The organism is Jannaschia sp. S6380, assembly GCF_023015695.1.
Lineage (GTDB): Bacteria > Pseudomonadota > Alphaproteobacteria > Rhodobacterales > Rhodobacteraceae > Jannaschia.
Map to the genome: position 1 here is coordinate 438,728 of NZ_JALKAS010000001.1, position 16,517 is coordinate 455,244.

The 16,517-nt window shown below is 68.0% G+C and carries 17 protein-coding genes; 10 read left to right on the plus strand and 7 right to left on the minus strand.

Annotation, left to right across the window (positions count from 1 at the left end; all coding sequences use genetic code 11):
* Positions 1-139: 139 nt before the first annotated feature.
* Positions 140-1,504 carry a 3-deoxy-7-phosphoheptulonate synthase class II gene (locus MWU52_RS02325; RefSeq protein WP_246948953.1) on the plus strand — a complete coding sequence of 455 codons (1,365 nt, stop codon included), beginning with the start codon at positions 140-142 and terminating at the stop codon, positions 1,502-1,504.
* A gap of 24 nt (positions 1,505-1,528) precedes the next feature.
* Here the strand turns inward: MWU52_RS02325 and MWU52_RS02330 are convergent, their stop codons facing one another.
* Complete coding sequence (locus MWU52_RS02330; RefSeq protein WP_246948954.1) at positions 1,529-2,191, minus strand: PAS domain-containing protein; 663 nt, start codon at positions 2,189-2,191, stop codon at positions 1,529-1,531.
* Positions 2,192-2,332: 141 nt separating this feature from the next.
* Between MWU52_RS02330 and MWU52_RS02335 the strand changes: the two genes are divergently transcribed.
* The 3 genes from MWU52_RS02335 to MWU52_RS02345 are packed head-to-tail and all read left to right on the plus strand — an operon-like array spanning position 2,333 to position 4,378.
* On the plus strand, positions 2,333-3,193 hold the full coding sequence (locus MWU52_RS02335) for a YicC/YloC family endoribonuclease (protein ID WP_246948956.1): 861 nt from the start codon (positions 2,333-2,335) through the stop codon (positions 3,191-3,193).
* 2 nt (positions 3,194-3,195) lie between these two features.
* Positions 3,196-3,870, plus strand: a complete 675-nt coding sequence (gmk, locus tag MWU52_RS02340; RefSeq protein WP_246952720.1) for a guanylate kinase — start codon at positions 3,196-3,198, stop codon at positions 3,868-3,870.
* A complete protein-coding gene (locus tag MWU52_RS02345) occupies positions 3,860-4,378 on the plus strand; it encodes a gamma carbonic anhydrase family protein (protein WP_246948958.1) in 519 nt (172 codons plus the stop codon). Before gmk ends, MWU52_RS02345 begins: the two co-directional genes overlap by 11 nt.
* Here MWU52_RS02345 and MWU52_RS02350 read toward each other — a convergent pair.
* Positions 4,375-5,001 carry a histidine phosphotransferase family protein gene (locus tag MWU52_RS02350; protein WP_246948963.1) on the minus strand — a complete coding sequence of 209 codons (627 nt, stop codon included), beginning with the start codon at positions 4,999-5,001 and terminating at the stop codon, positions 4,375-4,377. The genes MWU52_RS02345 and MWU52_RS02350 overlap by 4 nt on opposite strands.
* A gap of 15 nt (positions 5,002-5,016) precedes the next feature.
* Between MWU52_RS02350 and MWU52_RS02355 the strand changes: the two genes are divergently transcribed.
* From MWU52_RS02355 to MWU52_RS02365, 3 genes are all read left to right on the plus strand, one after another.
* Entirely contained in the window at positions 5,017-5,196 is a 180-nt protein-coding gene (locus tag MWU52_RS02355; RefSeq protein WP_246948964.1) for a DUF3553 domain-containing protein, read from the plus strand.
* Between the two features lie 117 nt (positions 5,197-5,313).
* A complete protein-coding gene (locus MWU52_RS02360) occupies positions 5,314-6,030 on the plus strand; it encodes a GNAT family N-acetyltransferase (RefSeq protein WP_246948967.1) in 717 nt (238 codons plus the stop codon).
* Positions 6,027-6,869 (plus strand): lysophospholipid acyltransferase family protein, encoded by an 843-nt coding sequence (locus MWU52_RS02365; protein WP_246948969.1) that lies wholly within the window; start codon positions 6,027-6,029, stop codon positions 6,867-6,869. Before MWU52_RS02360 ends, MWU52_RS02365 begins: the two co-directional genes overlap by 4 nt.
* Positions 6,870-6,872: 3 nt before the next feature.
* On the opposite strand, the gene MWU52_RS02370 is transcribed toward MWU52_RS02365, so the two are convergent.
* Positions 6,873-7,481: a thiamine phosphate synthase gene (locus MWU52_RS02370; RefSeq protein ID WP_246948971.1), complete on the minus strand. Its 609-nt coding sequence runs from the start codon at positions 7,479-7,481 to the stop codon at positions 6,873-6,875.
* A 79-nt stretch (positions 7,482-7,560) separates the two neighbouring features.
* Here MWU52_RS02370 and MWU52_RS02375 point away from each other — a divergent pair, with 79 nt between their 5' ends.
* The 3 genes from MWU52_RS02375 to MWU52_RS02385 are packed head-to-tail and all read left to right on the plus strand — an operon-like array spanning position 7,561 to position 10,935.
* Positions 7,561-8,298 carry an RNA methyltransferase gene (locus MWU52_RS02375; protein ID WP_246948973.1) on the plus strand — a complete coding sequence of 246 codons (738 nt, stop codon included), beginning with the start codon at positions 7,561-7,563 and terminating at the stop codon, positions 8,296-8,298.
* Positions 8,299-8,334: 36 nt separating this feature from the next.
* On the plus strand, positions 8,335-9,465 hold the full coding sequence (gene ctaA / locus MWU52_RS02380) for a heme A synthase (RefSeq protein WP_246948976.1): 1,131 nt from the start codon (positions 8,335-8,337) through the stop codon (positions 9,463-9,465).
* Between the two features lie 3 nt (positions 9,466-9,468).
* Positions 9,469-10,935 (plus strand): carboxypeptidase M32, encoded by a 1,467-nt coding sequence (locus MWU52_RS02385; protein WP_246948978.1) that lies wholly within the window; start codon positions 9,469-9,471, stop codon positions 10,933-10,935.
* On the opposite strand, the gene MWU52_RS02390 is transcribed toward MWU52_RS02385, so the two are convergent.
* The 4 genes from MWU52_RS02390 to MWU52_RS02405 all read right to left on the minus strand — a co-directional run bounded on the left by MWU52_RS02390 (position 10,932) and on the right by MWU52_RS02405 (position 16,506).
* Positions 10,932-11,840 carry a DmsC/YnfH family molybdoenzyme membrane anchor subunit gene (locus tag MWU52_RS02390; protein ID WP_246948980.1) on the minus strand — a complete coding sequence of 303 codons (909 nt, stop codon included), beginning with the start codon at positions 11,838-11,840 and terminating at the stop codon, positions 10,932-10,934. The genes MWU52_RS02385 and MWU52_RS02390 overlap by 4 nt on opposite strands.
* 1 nt (position 11,841) lies before the next feature.
* A complete protein-coding gene (locus MWU52_RS02395) occupies positions 11,842-12,600 on the minus strand; it encodes a 4Fe-4S dicluster domain-containing protein (RefSeq protein WP_246948982.1) in 759 nt (252 codons plus the stop codon).
* 115 nt (positions 12,601-12,715) lie between these two features.
* Positions 12,716-15,532, minus strand: a complete 2,817-nt coding sequence (locus MWU52_RS02400) for a molybdopterin oxidoreductase family protein (RefSeq protein WP_246948984.1) — start codon at positions 15,530-15,532, stop codon at positions 12,716-12,718.
* Complete coding sequence (locus tag MWU52_RS02405) at positions 15,529-16,506, minus strand: phosphotransacetylase (RefSeq protein WP_246948986.1); 978 nt, start codon at positions 16,504-16,506, stop codon at positions 15,529-15,531. The genes MWU52_RS02400 and MWU52_RS02405 overlap by 4 nt, the downstream gene beginning before the upstream one ends.
* Positions 16,507-16,517: the final 11 nt, after the last annotated feature.

Consider the following 16,517-nt stretch of genomic DNA (forward strand, 5'->3'; position numbering starts at 1 on the left):
CCCAGATCGGGCGGACCTCGCACGCCCCGTCACCTCGGCAAAGCGCAATCCGGGGCGCGGATCAACCCACTGTGCCATTTGCGACCGGGCGGCGAATGCGCTAGGCGCGGGTGGGCGACTGGTTGAAGGAAGACCTGACATGGCGTGGACGAAATCGGACTGGAGAGCGAAACCCCGGGTTCAGATGCCCGATTATCTGGACGCGGATGCCCTGCAGGGGGTCGAGACACGGCTACGCAAGTATCCCCCGCTGGTATTCGCGGGCGAGGCGCGCACCCTGCGGGCCGAGCTGGCCGCCGCCGGACGCGGCGAGGCGTTCCTGTTGCAGGGCGGCGACTGCGCCGAGAGCTTTGCCGAGTTTTCCGCCGACACGATCCGCGACACGTTCAAGGTCATGTTGCAGATGGCCATGGTCCTGACCTTCGGTGCCAAGGTCCCGGTCATCAAGGTCGGCCGCATGGCGGGACAGTTTGCCAAGCCCCGCTCCGCGCCGACCGAGGTGAAGGACGGGGTGGAGTTGCCCAGCTACCGCGGTGACATCATCAACGAGCTGGACTTCACCGAGGCCGCGCGCATTCCGGCACCCGCCAAGATGCTGGAGGCCTATACCCAGGCAGCCGCGACGCTGAACCTGCTGCGCGCCTTTTCCAAGGGTGGTTTCGCCGATGTCCACCAGGTGCATCAGTGGACGCTGGGCTTCGCCGAGGGCGAGCGGGCCACGCAGTACCGTGACATGGCGAACCGCATCCAGGACACGCTGGACTTCATGACGGCCGCGGGCCTGACCTCGGACACGAACGGCGAACTGGCGACGGTGGATTTCTATACCTCGCACGAGGCGCTGTTGCTGGAATACGAGGAGGCGCTGTGCCGTCAGGACAGCCTGACCGGCAAGTGGCTGGCCGGATCGGGTCACATGATCTGGATCGGCGACCGCACGCGTCAGCCCGACGGCGCGCATGTGGAGTTCGCGCGCGGTGTGTTGAACCCCATCGGCCTGAAATGCGGCCCGACGACCAGCGAGGAGGACCTGAAGGTCCTGATCGAGAAGCTGAACCCCGAGAACGACATGGGACGCCTGACCCTGATCGCGCGTTTCGGCGCGGGCAAGGTGGGCGACCACCTGCCGCGCCTGATCCGCACGGTCGAGGAGATGGGGGCAAACGTCGTCTGGACCTGCGATGCGATGCACGGCAACACGATCAAGTCGTCCACCGGCTACAAGACCCGGCCGTTCGAGTCGGTGCTGCGTGAGGTGCAGGAATTCTTCGCCATCCACCGGGCCGAGGGCACGGTGCCGGGCGGCGTGCATTTCGAGATGACGGGCCAGGACGTGACCGAATGCACCGGCGGCGTTCGCGCCGTGACGGACGAGGATCTGTCGGATCGGTATCACACCGCCTGCGATCCGCGCCTCAACGCCTCGCAATCGCTGGAATTGGCTTTCCTCGTGGCCGAGGAGCTTTCGGGCTTGCGGGAAGAACGCCGCCGCGTGGCATCCTGAGCAGGGGCGGTCGCCTGGCACTGCCTATTTGACGACCCGCAGGTAGGGGACCAGTGTTCCGCGTCCCCTGAACGGCGTTACGGCTTCGGCGAAGCCCAGTGCCGGTTCGGCGGTCGCTGGCCGGTCCGTCACGCGTCGCAGCGGGTGGCCTGGACCGGGCGCGCGGGCGGCCCCGGCAAGCGGCGTCATCGTCGCCTTCGTGATGCCGAAACGTCGCGGCGCGGTCGTGCCGAACCGATCGGGCACGATGATGGCGAGCGCCTTTGTCGGCAGGCCCGCCACGTCCAGCAGCGGCAGGACCGTCATCGATGCCGTCAGCAGCGGCGCCGCATCGTCCGAGATCAGGTCCATTTCCAGGATCGAGGGGCGGTCGAAGACATCTTCCATCAGAGTTTCGGCGCGCGTCCGGTCGGTGGTGTCGAAGAATGCGCGGACAGGAAGGCCGCGGACATCCATGCCCATCAGGTCCTGCGCCACCCATCCGCCCAGGCGTACCCGGACGGTGCCGTGGCGCAGCCGGTCCAGAACCAGCGCATGCCCCATGAGCGGACCCATCCTCGCCGGATCGAGCGCAGAGCGGCGCGGCAATGTACCGTCCACACGCAGAGACGACCAGTATCGCCGCGCGCGCGACTGGATCGGGCAACGCATTCCATGTCCGCCGTCGATGCCATTCAGATCGGCCATGCCGGTCTCCTCCCTGTGACCGCATACGCGGGTCGGGCCAGAATAGGGGCAAGCCGGTTCAAATTGCGCCCAATTCCTTTCCGATTGGTTAACGTATTTCGGCGGGCTTGCCGGACGCCGATGTGACGGCTAGGCCAAGGCATGAAATCGATGACGGGATATGCGGCGCTCGATCGCGACGGGCGACGGTGGGAACTCAGGTCGGTCAATGCGCGGGGGCTGGATATCCGCCTGCGCCTGCCGGACCTGCCGGGGCTGGAGCCCGCGGCGCGCGCCGCGATTGCCAAGGTCGCCGCGCGCGGCAGTGTCACGCTCTCGCTTCGAACCGGTGAGGCGGAGGCGGAACCCGTGCCGACCCTCGACCCCGCGGCGCTGGATGCGGCCATCGCGGCCCTGGCCGAGGTGCGCGCCATGTCCGAAGCGCGGGGGCTGCCGCTTGCGTCCGATGCGGCAGCCAACATCCTGGCTCTTCGCGGCGTGTTCGAAATGCGTGATGCAAGCCGCCGACCCACCCTTGAAGACGCGCAGCGCGATCTTGCCGAACTGACCGCCGCCTTCGACGCGGACCGGCGTCGCGAGGGCAAGGCGCTGCGCGGCGTGCTGGACGGCCAACTCGATCGCATCGCGGCGCTGACGGCCGACGCGGTCAAACTGGCCGGAGCGCGGGGCGACCACATCGCCGAGACGTTCCGGGCCGCGATGGCCCGCATCGTCGATCAGGGGCTCGACGAGGCCCGCGTCCGGCAGGACGTCGCGACGCTGGCCATCAAGGCCGATCTGACCGAGGAACTGGACCGGCTGTCGGTCCACGTCGCCGCCGCCCGCGACCTGCTGGCGGCGGAGGGACCCGTCGGACGGCGGCTCGACTTTCTGACGCAGGAGTTCAACCGGGAGGCGAATACGCTGTGCTCCAAGGCGAACATGGCCGAGATGACGACGATCGGGCTGGACTTGAAGTCAGAGATCGACCGCCTGCGCGAGCAGGTTCAGAACGTGGAATGACCATGACACCCGACGAGTTGCAGCAAGGCGGGCGCCGCGGGCTGGCCATCATCCTGTCCAGCCCCTCGGGCGCCGGCAAGTCGACGATGGCGCGGCGGCTGATGCAATGGGATCCGACGCTGTCCTTCTCGGTCTCGGCCACCACGCGCGCGCCCCGCCCGGGCGAGGTGGAGGGGAGGGATTACTACTTCACCGACCGCGATACGTTCGGGCGCTGGATTATCGACGGCGCGATGCTGGAACATGCCGAGGTCTTCGGCAACCATTACGGAAGCCCCCGCGCACCGGTCGAACAGGCGCTGTCCGACGGACGCGACGTCATCTTCGACATCGACTGGCAGGGCGGTCAGCAGATCCGCAACTCGTCGCTGGGACGCGATGTCGTCTCGATCTTCATCCTGCCCCCGTCCATCCGGGAGCTGGAACGCCGCCTGCGCGAACGCGGACAAGACGCGCCCGACGTGATCGCCGGCCGGATGGCCAAATCCGAGGCGGAGATCAGCCATTGGGCGGAATACGACTACGTCCTGGTGAACGACGATATGGACACGTGCGAGACGCGGTTGCGCACCATCCTGACGGCGGAACGGCTCCGCCGTGATCGCCAGCCCTGGCTCACGGAATTCGCCCGTGGCCTGAACGAGGAGTTTCGACGGAGGGAAGACGATGATCTTTGAGCTCGACGGCATCCGCCCCGACATCGCGGGCGATGCCTGGGTCGCGCATGACGCCAATGTCATCGGCGCCGTCACGTTGGCGGCGAAGGCCGGCGTCTGGTTCGGCGCGACCCTGCGCGGCGACAACGAGCGGATCACCGTCAGGTCCGGGTCCAACATCCAGGAGAACTGCGTCCTGCACACCGACATGGGGTTTCCGCTGACGATCGGGGCCGACTGCACGATCGGCCACAAGGCAATGCTGCACGGCTGCGTCATCGGCGACGGAACCTTGATCGGGATGGGCGCGACGGTGCTGAACGGCGCCGTGATCGGCGCGGGATGTCTGATTGGCGCGGGGGCCCTTGTCACCGAAGGAAAGCAGATCCCCGATGGAAGCCTCGTAATGGGCGCGCCGGGCAAAGTCGTGCGCGAACTCGACGCCGCCGCGCGCGCGGCGCTGATTCAGTCGGCAAGGGCCTACGTGTCCAACGCCGCGCGGTTCCGATGCGGCCTGTCGGCTGTCTAGACGATCAGGCTCAGATGGGTTTCGTCCGCGCTGACCGAGACGGGGCGGCGCGAACGACGGCTTTCGCGGGCCAGGATGCCGAACTGAACTTCCGACCCCTTCAGGTCGGCCGGCAGATCTCCGCGGCCGAGGCTCTGCCAAAGCGGCGCGTCGATCTTCAGCCGTTTGGCATCGACATGGACGACCCATGCCGCCTCGTTGCGGATGACCTCGACCGTGGCACCCCAGGGCGTGGCGACCTCCACGCAGTTCAGCGCCAGGCAGGCGATCCGGATTTCGTCGCGGGGCCGCGATTCCTCGTCCCGCCAGAGGATCTTGGTCCGCGTCTCGGCATACATGTCGTTGAGGATTTCCCGGATCTCGCGGGCCGAGACGACCGCATCCGTGCGCGCCGCACCGAAGGTGAGGCGAAAGAACCGGATCCGCGCCAGTGCCGCGTCGAGCGAGGCGCGGATCAGCGCCATCTCGTCCTTGCCGCCGCCCGACAGTTCCAACAGTTCCAGGCCGTTGCCGATGGCGCCGATCGGGCTGACCAGATCATGACAAAGCCGGGATCCGAGGAGCGCGATGAGATCGGGCTCGTCCTCCGGCGTCGTGGCGCTAGACTGTGCGGTGCTGCCCATCAGGAAGGCCGATCCATGCAAGATCCGATTTCGATCCTCGAACCCGGCATGCTGGTCCGGCATCCCGACGCGCCCGACTGGGGGCTGGGGCAGGTGCAGTCCGTGATCGGCGCACGGGTCACCGTCAATTTCGAGAATGCGGGCAAACAGGTGATCGACGGCAGGCGCATCTCGCTGGTTCCTCAGTTCGGCTAGGTGGGTCCCAACCCGGACATGGCACTGACATGGTTAAAGAAGCGTTACCAACGTTCAAGCCGAACACCGGATCGCCGATGCTTGCGCGGCGACGTGCCACCGCCTAAGGCAGCGGCCATGCCGTCGGATCTCGTCCTGACAACGTCGCGCGCGTCCGAAGACGTGGTCGCCGCCCGCGCCCTGCGGCATCGCGTCTTCGTCCACGAAATGGGTGCGTCGCCCGGTCTCGACGGGCTGGAGGGGGACGCCTTCGATGCCGATTGCGACCATCTGCTCCTGCGCGACAGGACCCGGCCCGAGGCGGATGTCGTCGCGACCCTGCGCATCGGGATCGGCGCCGCCTATACCGCGCGGGAATTCGACCTGAGCCGCGTCATGGCCACCGGCCGCATCGTGGCCGAGGCGGGGCGGGCCTGCCTGAACCCAGACTATCGCGGCGGACCGGCGGCGGTTGCGCTTTTCGCGGGCCTGCTGCGCGAGATGCGCCGGCGGGGGGCCGAGATCCTTGTGGGAACCGCGTCCTTTCCCGGCGCGGATGCCGACCGCCACCTGCCGGCCCTGCGCCGGTTGAGGCAGGAGGCCCTGGCCCCCGAGGCCATCCGGCCGCGCGCCGTCGGGCCGAACGCGATCGACATCGCGGGTCCGGCGCCCACGGGCGCGATGCGTGGCGTGCCGTCGCTGATCAAGACCTATCTGCGGGCGGGCGCGCATGTGGGCGAAGGGGCCTATCTGGACCGTGGGTTCAACACCGTCGATGTCTGCATGATCCTGGACATGGATCATGTCCGCATGCCCGCCATCGCCGACCGCGTGGCGGGCGGCCACGGCCGATGATCTGGGACGGTGTGCCCCAGCCGCCGCCCCGGCCGCTGACCTGGCGCGACCGGTTGCGCGTCGCCCGTCGCGGGGTGCCGATGGCGACTGTCGTATTTGGCGGCCTACTGGTCCTTCTGGCGCTGCGCCTGATCGAGCGGCCCGTCTACGGGCTGCGGCGACCGTTCACGCCCTGGATCACGCAGGCCGTCTGCCGGGCCGCGCTGGCCATACTCGGTCTTCGACGCGATGTACGCGGTGCGCCGATGCGCGGCACGGGTGCCACGGTCGCGAATCACGCATCGTGGCTGGACATATTCACGCTGAACGCGTCGGAGCGGATCTATTTCGTCTCCAAGTCCGAGGTCGCCGACTGGCCTGGGATCGGCTGGCTCGCACGGGCAACGGGGACGATCTTCATCCGCCGGGACAGGCGCGAAGCGCGCAGCCAGACCGAGATGTTCGAGGCGCGGTTGAAGGCCGGCCACCGCCTGATGTTCTTCCCCGAAGGCACCAGCACCGACGGCATCCGCGTCCTGCCGTTCAAGACCACGCTTTTCGCCGCGTTCTTCTCGGCCGACCTGCCGGCCATGCGGGTGCAGCCGGTCACGCTGGCCTATCACGCGCCCGAAGGCGCGCCTGCGACGTTCTATGGCTGGTGGGGGGATCACGGGTTCGGCGCGCATCTGCTTCGGATGCTGGCCTGGCCGCGGCACGGGACGGTTGAACTGATCTATCACACCCCGCTGCAACTGGCGGACTATTCCGACCGGAAATCCCTGGCGCGCGCGGCGGAGGCGGCGGTGCGCGCCGGGCTGCGCGCCAGCGGGCGACTGTCGGTGGACGCGCCGCCGCGCTGACCGTCAGCGAAAGGCGGCGGTCAGTTCCGACAAGCACGCCACGGGGTCGTCCGCCCGCCAGATCTCCTCGCCCAAGGCGATGAAATCGGTCGCCTGGGCCAGGGCCGCGATCGTCGCGGCGTCGAGCGCGCCTTCGGCCACGACGGGCAGCTCGATCATTTCGGACCACCAGGCGAACAGGTCCGGCGCGGCTCGGTCGCCCATGCCCAGCGGTGTCGCGCCGGCGGGCCCGAACGCGACGTAGTCGGCCCCGGCCTCGCCGGCGGCCATGCCCTCATGCCGCGACGTTCCGCAGAACGCCCCGATGATCGGGTCCGGCCCCCAATCGGCGCGCAGCTTGCGCACCGATCGCGGGTCGGTCAGATGCACGCCGTCGAGGCCCAGCGGATCGACGAGCGCCACGTGGTCCGTCACCACCAGCGGCACGTCGAAGCGATGCGCCACCTCGCGACAAAGATCGGCGGCGCGCGTCACCCGGTCCGCGTCCCGTGTGGCGAGGTCGAGGCGGATGCAGGCGACCGGATGCGCGTCCAGGACAGCGGCCAGGCGATCGGCGAACCCGGCATCGATCTCGGGCGGGGTCACGAGGTAGAGCTGCGGTGCGTCGTCCATGGTCGTCCCCTTCGTCTGCCGCATGGGACTAGCGGGCGGACGATTGCACCGCAAGCGCCAGCGGGGTAGGGCGCGGAGCATGGAGATCACGCCCCCCGCCTTCGTCCTGGTGCGCCCGCAGATGGGCGAGAACATCGGCGCATCCGCCCGGTCGATGCTGAATTTCGGGCTGGAGGGGATGCGCGTCGTGGCCCCGCGCGACGGCTGGCCGAACGAACGCGCCGTGGCCCTGGCCAGCGGGGCGGGGCGCGTGCTGGACGCGGCGCGGCTGACCGAGACGACGGCCGACGCGGTGGCCGACTGTACGATGGTTTTTGCCACGACTGCCCGCGACCGCGACCTGACGAAGCCGGTCTATGCGCCCGAGGCCGCGATGGCCGAGGCGCGTGACCGTGGCGCGCGGGGCGAGAAGGTCGCGATCCTGTTCGGGCCCGAGCGGACGGGGCTGGAGAATGACGATATCGCCTCGGCCAATGCCATCGTCAGCGTGCCGACGAACCCGGCCTTTGCCTCGCTCAACCTTGCGCAATGCGTGCTGTTGATGGGGTACGAATGGCGGCGGGCGACGGATGCGCCGGCGCCGACCGAAACCGAACTCGCCGGCACCGACTGGGCCAATCAGGCGGAGATGTCGGCCCTGGCGGCGCATTTCGAGGAACGGCTGGATCAGGCCGGGTTCTTCTTTCCGGATGGCAAGGCGGCGGCGATGAAGCTGCACCTGCGCAATCTCTGGAGCCGGATGCCGCTGACCCGCGCCGATGTGCAGACGTTCCACGGCATGATGCGACAGATGGTGCGGTGGAAGGAGCGCGGGTGACCCCCTAGGTCGACCCCGAGGACGAGAGGACGCGACATGGCAAAACGCCCCATTTTCCAGGATATGGCCACGGCCGAGCGCCCCGCCGCGCGGGCCGGCACGATCGACGCGGTGCGACGCGGATCGCGGCCGCTGGTTCGGATCTGGCTGGGCATCCTGTTCGCGCTCATGATCGTCATGATCGCCGTCGGCGGCCTGACGCGGCTGACCGACAGCGGGCTCGCCATCACCGAATGGCGCCCCGTCACCGGCGCGCTTCCGCCCCTGTCGGCGGCCGATTGGCAGGCCGAGTTCGACCTCTATCGCGCGATCCCCGAATACCAGTTGCAGAACCGCGGCATGAGCCTGTCGGAGTTCCAGGCGATCTACTGGTGGGAATGGGGCCACCGACAGCTTGGCCGGGTGATCGGCCTCGTCTGGGCGATCGGCTTCCTCGGCCTGCTCCTGACGCGGAACATCCCGCCGGGCTGGACCGGCCGCCTGCTGGCGCTCGGGGTTCTGGGCGGGCTTCAGGGGGCGATCGGCTGGTGGATGGTGGCTTCGGGGCTGACCGGCACAATGCTCGACGTCGCGTCCTACCGCCTGGCAACGCATCTGGGTCTGGCCTTCGTGATCCTGTCGCTGATCGCGTGGTTCATGCTCTCGATGTCGCGGCCGCAATCGGCGCTCTTGCAAGCGCGGCGTCTGGCGGAGCCGCGGCTGACGACCCTTGGCGGTTGGCTGATCGGGCTGACCTTCGTTCAGATCCTCCTCGGCGCGCTCGTCGCCGGGATCGACGCGGGCCGCAACTATATCGACTGGCCGCTGATGGCCGGGGGCTTCACGCCGCCGGGGATGTGGGCGCTCGACCCCTGGTGGCGCAACCTGTTCGAAAATGACGGCACGGTGCAGTTCTTCCACCGCATCTGGGGCTATCTGCTGTTCGCGGCGATCGTCGCGGTCTGGTGGGTCGCCCGACGGTCCGCCAACCGGAAGACGACCGCGGCCTTTGCCGGCGTGATGCACATGGCGATCCTCCAGATGGTGCTGGGCATCGTGACGGTGATGCACTCCTCGCCCTGGTATCTCGCGATCCTGCACCAGTTCGGGGCGGTCGTCCTGATCTGTCTGGCCGTGCGCGCCCGCCACCGCGCCAAGTACCCGCTTCCCCAATCCGTCAGGACCTGATCCATGCCCGCCTACGATGATCTGATGTCCTTCCAGCGCACCACCGAGGCCCTCTCGGCCGTTGCCGGCCGCACCGGCTGGGACCAGGAGACGATCATGCCGCGCGGCGCCGCGCCCCAACGGGCCGAGGAGATGGCCGCGCTGGAGGAGGTGCTGCACGCCCGCCGCACCGATCCCCGCCTGGGCGATTGGCTGGAGGAGGCGCATGCCCCCGACGCCGTGGCCGATGCCAACCTTCGGGAGCTTCGGCGCAGCTACGACCGCAACCGCAAGGTGCCCGCGCGGCTGGCGGCCGAGATCGCGCGCGTGACGTCTCTGGCACAAGGGCAATGGGCCACGGCGCGGGCCAATGACGACGCGACGGCGTTTTTGCCCGTGCTGGCCGAGGTACTGCGTCTGCGGCGGGAGGAGGGCGCGGCCCTGGCCGACGGGGGCGACCCTTATGACGCGCTGATGCAGGATTACGAGCCGGGCGGGTCGTCCGACGCGATGGCGGCGATGTTCGACGCGATGTGTCCGCGCCTGATCGCGTTGCGCGAGCGCGCCCTCGCGTCCGAACCCGCGCCGCGCCTGTCGGGGCACTTCCCGAAGGACGCGCAATTGGCCCTCGCCGCCGACGTGGCCGGCGCATTCGGCTACGATTTTCAACGCGGGCGCATCGACATGGCGGTGCATCCGTTCAGCTCGGGCTCCGGCCTCGACGTGCGGATCACGACACGGGTGGACGAGGGCGATCCGTTCAACTGCCTCTATTCCACGATCCACGAGGTCGGGCATGCCTGCTACGAACAGGGCGTCGCACCCGAGCACCTGCTGACCCCGATCGGGCGCGGCGTGTCGATGGGCGTGCATGAAAGCCAGTCGCGCAGCTACGAGAACCAGATGGGCCGGTCGGAGGCCTATTGCGGCTGGCTCTATGGCCGGATGCGGGATGCGTTCGGCGAAATCGGCGTGGCGTCGGAGCGTGACTTCTATCGCGCCGTCAACGCCGTCCGCTCCGGCTATATCCGGACCGAGGCCGACGAGCTGCATTACAACCTGCACGTCATGGTGCGCTTCGATCTGGAACGCGCGATGATCCGGGGCGATCTGCCCGTGACGGAGATCGAAAGCGCCTGGAACGACCGGTTCCAATCCGATTTCGGGATCGCGGTCGACCGGCCGTCGAACGGGTTCCTGCAGGACGTGCACTGGTCCGTAGGTCTGATGGGGTACTTCCCGACCTACTCTCTCGGCAACCTGTTCGCCGGCTGCCTGATGCAGGCCGCGCGCGTCGATTTGACCGATCTGGACACGTCGCTGGCCAATGGTGATCCGTCGCCCGCGACGGGCTGGATGCGGGAGCGGCTGCAACGTTTCGGCGCACTTCGGACCCCTTTCGAGACGGTGGAACACGCGACCGGCGCGGCGCCGTCGGAAGGGCCGTTTCTGGACTATCTGGAGGGCAAGTTCGGCGACCTCTACCCCTAGCCCGGGGTCCGCTCGGCGCTGTTGGCCAGGACGTTGCCATGCGCGCCGTAGTACAGGCCGACGACATGCTCCGCCTCGGCGAAGAAAAGCCAGCGTTGCACGGCGATGCCCGCCAGATGCGACAGGACGGCGATCGCGGCGGGCACGTGATGCGGCCCGAAGATCAGGAGCGCTATGACCGGGATCACGACCATCAGCAGCATCGCAATGACGCGCAGCTTCACGGCATGCTTGCGGGCGATCTGATACACCATCTCGCGGGTCAGGTAGTTCTCGCCGGTATGGGGCTTCTCCCAAAGGGCGACACGGCCGTTCAGGCGGGTCGCGCTCTCGATGGTGGAGCCGGCTTCGGCGAAGCGACGGTCCCCCTTCCACCAGTGGAAACCCACAACGAGACCGAGCAGGATCAAAAGGACGATCGCCAGCGTGACGTTGGCCGACAGGAGCGCGCCGGCGGCGAGCGACGCGGTCAGGAAGACGGCGGGCGTGGCCGGCTGGTTCCAGCGCGGCACGGCGCGGAGCTGGGCGTAGATCATCGAGGTGGTAAAGACGGTCGCCAGCGACAGCGCGGCGCCGAGCCAACCGAGGGGCGGGATCGTGACGGCGAAGAACACTTGCAGGAAGGCATAGAGCCCCATGACGACAAGCGCCGCGACCGCCGCCCAGCCTTCGCGGGACAGCCACGACGTGCGCCACTGGCTGTAGCTGCGCCAGGCGTTCTTCTTGTTCTTCAAGTGGAAGACCGCCGAGAGCAGGCCGCCCACGGCGAGAAGGTAGGCGATCAGGTAGAAGACGAAGGCGACCCAGCCAACCACGACCGGGAAACCCAGGCCGAGAAAGAACAGGAGGCCGAAGCCCGCGCCCGAGAGGGTCGAGAAGATGATGACGGAGGGGGCGGGATGCATGTCAGAGCTTCTCCAACGCGCGGTCGAGCCAGCCGAGGAAGCCCGTCGGCATCTCGTCGACGGGGGCGAGGAAGGGGGCGAGAATGTCCTCCTCGCCGGCCATCACGGGCTGGATCGTGTCCTTGGGGCGGGGCGGAAGGTATTGGTTGACCGGCCGTGTCCCCTGTTCCGGCATCAGGTCCACGCCGCCGCGTTCGGCGACCAGGCGGCTGACGTCGCTGTCCGGGTCGGCCAGGTCGCCGAAGTGGCGGGCGCCCGCCGGACAGGTGCGGACGCAGGCAGGCTGGCGGTCCACCTCCGGCAGGTTCTCATTGTAGATCCGGTCGATGCAGAGGGTGCATTTCTTCATCACGCCCGCCGCCATGTCGACCTCGCGCGCGCCGTAGGGACAGGCCCAGGCGCAGAGACCGCAGCCCATGCAGGCGTCTTCGTTGACGAGCACGATCCCGTCCTCGGCGCGCTTGTAGCTGGCGCCGGTCGGGCAAACGGTAACGCAGGGCGCGTCGTCGCAATGCAGGCAGGATTTCGGGAAATGAACCGTCTGACTGGACCCCTGATCGGGCTGGACCTGAAAGCTGTGAATGCGGTTCAGGAACGTGCCCGAGGCATCGCCATAGGCGTCCTGATCCGACAGCGGTACGCCGTAGTTCTGGGTGTTCCAGCCCTTGCAGGCGGTGACGCAGGCGTGACAGCCGACGCAGGTGTCCAGGTCGATGACGAGGCCCAGCTTGACCTTCGGTTCGGGGGGCAGGGCGGTCATCGGAGGGCCTCCGGCGGCAAGAGTTCGGCGGCGGCTGCGCGGGTGGTGCAAGGGCGATCCCCGCATGGCGCCACTGGCCGCACGGTCAGGTCCGCAGATCGTGTCGACGGCAAACTCATTTCACCTCCCACGCGAGGGCGTCCGGCCCCTGTCCGACGGGCGAGTTCTGACGTCCCATGTCGGGCTTCGAGGCGAGGTCGGCGGGCGGCGCGACCTTCTCGAGGGCGACCTTCAGGTCGAACCACGCGGCCTGGCCGGTGATCGGGTCGGAGTTGGACCAGCGCATCCCGTCCCGCTTCGGCGGCAGCAATTCGTGGATCAGGTGGTTCAGCAGGAACCCCTTGTTCGTCTCGGGCGCGTTGTCGTGCAGCGCCCAGGCGCCGCGGCGTTTGCCGATGGCGTTCCAGGTCCAGATCGTATCGCCATTGAGCGCGGGCATATGCGCGACCGGCACCGTGATCTCGCCATGGGGGGAGGTCACGCGCGCCCAGTCACCGTCGGCGAAGCCATGCTGGCGCCAGAGCTTCGTCGGCAGATACATCGGATTGCGGCCGTGGATCTGGCGCAGCCAGGCGTTCTGGGTGCCCCAGGAATGGTACATCGCCATCGGGCGCTGTGTCAGCGCGTGGATGGTGAAGCGACCGTCGCCGTCGTGATCGGCCGCCGGATCCCGCCAGATCGGCAGGGGGTCGAAGGTCGCCTTGATCCGGTCGCGTAGGTGGTCGGGTGGCTGGATGTCGCCATGACCTTCGGCCGCGAGCTGGAACCTGCGGAGCGGTTCGCACCAGAGGGTGAAGATGTAGGGCGACGGCGTATCGAAAAGGCCGAGTGAGACGGCCCAATCCTGATAGGCCATGTTCCATGGCTTGTAGAATTGCGCCTCCTCGGGGATGTGTTCGACGCAGAAACCGCCATTCTCGATATAGCGGTCGAGCTGCGCGGGGTTCGGCGCCCCGCGCCCCGTCTCGTCGCCATTGCCGCGCCAGCCCATCAGCGGCCCGATGCCGGGGCGGCGTTCGTGGTTGACCATGTAGTCGGCGTAATCGGCGAATTTGGGCGTGCCGTCATCCTTGACGAAGCCCGGCAGTTCGAGCTTGGCACCAAGCTGGATCAGCGCGGTCTGGAAGCCGCGCACGTCGCGGTCGGGTTCCACGACCGGCCAGCGGATGGCGTCGGCCGCCGCCTCCGCCTCGCAGATGGGACGGTCGAGGAGCGAGATGCAGTCGTGCCGCTCCAGATAGGTCGTGTCGGGCAGGATCAGGTCGGCATAGGCGACCATCTCGGACGAATAGGCGTCGGAGTAGATGATATGCGGGATGACGTAATTCCCGTCCGCATCCTTGTCGGACAGCATCTTCATCGTGCCCGACGTGTTCATCGAGGAGTTCCACGCCATGTTCGCCATGTAGAGGAACAGCGTGTCGATCCTGTACGGATCGCCCGCATGCGCGTTCGAGATGACCATGTGCATCAGGCCATGCGCCGACATCGGATTTTCCCAGGTGAAGGCCTTGTCGATGCGGGTCGGGCTGCCGTCGGGATTGAGGGCCAGATCCTCGGGGCCGTGGACGAAGCCCAGATGCGGGCCGTCTAGCGGCGCATTCGCCTGATGTTTGCGATGCGGCTTGGGATGGGCGGTCGCGGCCTTGGGATAGGGCGGCTTGAAGCGGAAGCCGCCGGGCGTCTCGACGCTTCCGATCAGGATCTGCAGGACGTGGAGGGCGCGACAGGTCTGGAAGCCGTTCGCATGGGCGGAGATGCCGCGCATGGAATGGAAGCTGACGGGCCGGCCCGTCATCTTGGTCCGCTTGCGACCGCGGAAATCGGTCCATTCGACCGGCAGCTCGATCGCCTCGTCGAAGGCCGTGCGCGCGATCTCGGCCGCCAGCGCGCGGATGCGGCCGGCGGGGATGCCGGTACGGTCGGCCACGGCCTCGGGAGCATAACGGGGGTCGAGATACTTCTCGGCCATGTGCTGGAACACGGTCCGGTGCGTGATGCCGTCGACGGTCCATTTGCCGGCGAGGTCGGGGTTCACCGTCTCGGCGTCGTAGCAACGCGCGCGCTGCTCGTCGCGGCACCAGACCAGCTTGTGCCCGTCGTCGTCGAGGAGGGCGAGGCCGTGGGTCGCGGAAGCCGGATCGGCGTCGATCAGCACGGGCGCGTCGGTGAAGTCGCGCAGGTATTCGAGGTCGATCTTGCCAGCCTTGATGAGGCAGTGGATCAGCGACAGGATCAGGAGGCCGTCGGTGCCCGGCGTGATGCCGAACCAGTCGTCGGCCACGGCGTTGTAGCCGGAGCGCACCGGGTTCACGCCGACGACCTTCGCGCCATTCGCCTTGATCTTGCCGATCCCCATCTTGATCGGGTTCGAGTCGTGATCCTCGGCCACGCCGAAAAGGATGAAGAGCTTGGTGCGGTCCCAGTCGGGCTGGCCGAATTCCCAGAACGCGCCGCCCATCGTATAGATGCCGCCCGCGGCCATGTTGACGCTGCAAAAGCCGCCATGCGCGGCGTAGTTCGGCGTGCCGAAGGCCTGCGCCCACCATGACGTGAAACTCTGCGACTGGTCGCGACCGGTGAAGAAGGCGAGCTTCGACGGATCGGATTCGCGAATCGGCCTCAGCCAGGAGGCGGCGATGTCGTAGGCCTCGTCCCAGGTGATCTCCTCGAATTTGCCCTCGCCGCGTTCGCCCGCCCGCTTCATGGGCGCGCGAAGGCAGGATGGGGCATTGTGCTGCATGATCCCCGCGCTGCCCTTGGCACAGAGGACGCCGCGATTGACCGGATGGTCGCGGTTGCCCTCGATATAGGCGACCTTGCCGTTTCTGATATGCACGTCGATGCCGCAGCGGCAGGCGCACATGTAGCAGGTCGTCTTGCGAACCTCGTCGCCGACCTTGGGAGACAGGTTCAGGACGGGCTGGTTCATGGCGCGGTCTTCCTTGCGTCGATCTGTGCGGACGTCACCGCGATCATGTCGAGGATGTCCTCCGCCGTGCAGCCGCGGCTGAGGTCGTTGGCGGGCCTGTCGAGACCTTGCAAAACCGGGCCGATGGCGGTCGCTCCGCCGATGCGCTGCGCGATCTTGTAGCCGATGTTGCCGGCGTCGAGGTCGGGAAAGATCAAAACGTTCGCGCGTCCGGCCACGTCGCTGCCCGGCGCCTTGGACGCACCGATGTCGGGGTCGAAGGCCGCGTCGAATTGCAACTCGCCATCGACGTCGAACGGGGCGTCGGAGAGGAGGTCGAGCGCGTCGGTGACCTTGTTGACCGCCATGTGATGCGCGCTGCCCTTGGTGGAGAAGCTTAGGAGGGCAACGCGGGCGGCGGTTCCGAGGAGGGCCTGGGCGGAGGCGGCGGATTGTCGTGCGATGGCCGCAAGCTGCTGCGCGTCCGGATCGATGACGAGGCCGCAATCGGCGAAGATCAGGGGCGTGCCGGGGCGGGTGGGATGCGTGTCGGGCAGCACCATCAGGAAAAAGCTGGACACGAGCGGCGCATCGGGCGCGGTGCCGATCATCTGGAGCGCGGCGCGCACGGTATCGGACGTTGTGGCGACCGCGCCGCCGATGGTGCCGTCCGCGGCACCGCTGCGGATCATCAGAGCGGCGTGGGTCAGCGGGTCGCGGACCGCCTCCGCTGCCTGCTCGCGCGTGGGATGACGGCGTGCGCGGGCCTCGCAATAGGCGTCGATCATCGCGTCCGTATCGGCGGTTTCGGGGTCGCGCAGGGTGACACCATCGGGCGCATCGGTGCCAGTGGGGGCCAGCAGCGTGATGCGGGCAAGGCCCTCGGCCACGGCATGGCCCGCGGCCTCGGCCACGCGTGGGTCGGTTCCTTCGGGCAGGACGATGTGGTGCCGCGCGGCGCGCGCGCGGTCCCGCAGGGTTCGGAGCGGCGACATCACGCCGCCCC

Coding starts and splice junctions, on each gene's coding strand:
- MWU52_RS02405 (WP_246948986.1), bottom strand. CDS start 16,506: ATGTCGCCGCTCCGAACCCTGCGGGACCGCGCGCGCGCCGCGCGGCAC.
- MWU52_RS02385 (WP_246948978.1), top strand. CDS start 9,469: ATGCCCGCCTACGATGATCTGATGTCCTTCCAGCGCACCACCGAGGCC.
- MWU52_RS02335 (WP_246948956.1), top strand. CDS start 2,333: ATGAAATCGATGACGGGATATGCGGCGCTCGATCGCGACGGGCGACGG.
- MWU52_RS02400 (WP_246948984.1), bottom strand. CDS start 15,532: ATGAACCAGCCCGTCCTGAACCTGTCTCCCAAGGTCGGCGACGAGGTT.
- MWU52_RS02375 (WP_246948973.1), top strand. CDS start 7,561: ATGGAGATCACGCCCCCCGCCTTCGTCCTGGTGCGCCCGCAGATGGGC.
- gmk (WP_246952720.1), top strand. CDS start 3,196: ATGACACCCGACGAGTTGCAGCAAGGCGGGCGCCGCGGGCTGGCCATC.
- ctaA (WP_246948976.1), top strand. CDS start 8,335: ATGGCAAAACGCCCCATTTTCCAGGATATGGCCACGGCCGAGCGCCCC.
- MWU52_RS02330 (WP_246948954.1), bottom strand. CDS start 2,191: ATGGCCGATCTGAATGGCATCGACGGCGGACATGGAATGCGTTGCCCG.
- MWU52_RS02395 (WP_246948982.1), bottom strand. CDS start 12,600: ATGACCGCCCTGCCCCCCGAACCGAAGGTCAAGCTGGGCCTCGTCATC.
- MWU52_RS02355 (WP_246948964.1), top strand. CDS start 5,017: ATGCAAGATCCGATTTCGATCCTCGAACCCGGCATGCTGGTCCGGCAT.
- MWU52_RS02360 (WP_246948967.1), top strand. CDS start 5,314: ATGCCGTCGGATCTCGTCCTGACAACGTCGCGCGCGTCCGAAGACGTG.
- MWU52_RS02345 (WP_246948958.1), top strand. CDS start 3,860: ATGATCTTTGAGCTCGACGGCATCCGCCCCGACATCGCGGGCGATGCC.
- MWU52_RS02365 (WP_246948969.1), top strand. CDS start 6,027: ATGATCTGGGACGGTGTGCCCCAGCCGCCGCCCCGGCCGCTGACCTGG.
- MWU52_RS02325 (WP_246948953.1), top strand. CDS start 140: ATGGCGTGGACGAAATCGGACTGGAGAGCGAAACCCCGGGTTCAGATG.
- MWU52_RS02370 (WP_246948971.1), bottom strand. CDS start 7,481: ATGGACGACGCACCGCAGCTCTACCTCGTGACCCCGCCCGAGATCGAT.
- MWU52_RS02350 (WP_246948963.1), bottom strand. CDS start 5,001: ATGGGCAGCACCGCACAGTCTAGCGCCACGACGCCGGAGGACGAGCCC.
- MWU52_RS02390 (WP_246948980.1), bottom strand. CDS start 11,840: ATGCATCCCGCCCCCTCCGTCATCATCTTCTCGACCCTCTCGGGCGCG.